1 protein-coding gene is annotated in these 532 nt (G+C 61.7%); it reads right to left on the reverse strand.

What is annotated here, in order from left to right; translation table 11 throughout:
• Positions 1–396: hypothetical protein (locus tag FE782_RS33060; protein ID WP_238392745.1), on the reverse strand; the 396-nt coding region annotated here is incomplete at its 3' end.
• Positions 397–532 lie beyond the last annotated feature (136 nt).

Here is a 532-nt window from a genome sequence, read left to right on the forward strand (position 1 = left end):
GGCGGAGATATCCGCCCAAGTCGGCGCTCTAAGCGCGTTTTCGCGCTTATGGGCGGAGATATCCGCCCAAGTCGGCGCTCTAAGCGCGCATTCGCGCTTATAGGCGGAGATATCCGCCCAAGTCGGCGCTCTAAGCGCGCATTCGCGCTTATAGGCGGAGATATCCGCCCAAGTCGGCGCTCTAAGCGCGCATTCGCGCTTATAGGCGGAGATATCCGCCCAAGTCGGCACTCTAAGCGCGCATTCGCGCTTATAGGCGGAGATATCCGCCCAAGTCGGCGCTCGAGGCGCGTTTTCGCGCTTATAGGCGGAGATATTCGCCCAAGTCGGCGCTCTAAGCGCGTTTTCGCGCTTACGGCGGAGATATCCGCCCAAGTCGGCGCTCCAAGCGCGCATTCGCGCTTATAGGCGTCCGCCCAAGTCGGCGCTCTAAGCGCGCATTCGCGCTTATAGGCGGAGATATCCGCCCAAGTCGGCGCTCTAAGCGCGCATTCGCGCTTATAGGCGGAGATATCCGCCCAAGTCGGCGCTC

Source organism: Paenibacillus antri (assembly GCF_005765165.1).
Taxonomy (GTDB): domain Bacteria; phylum Bacillota; class Bacilli; order Paenibacillales; family YIM-B00363; genus Paenibacillus_AE; species Paenibacillus_AE antri.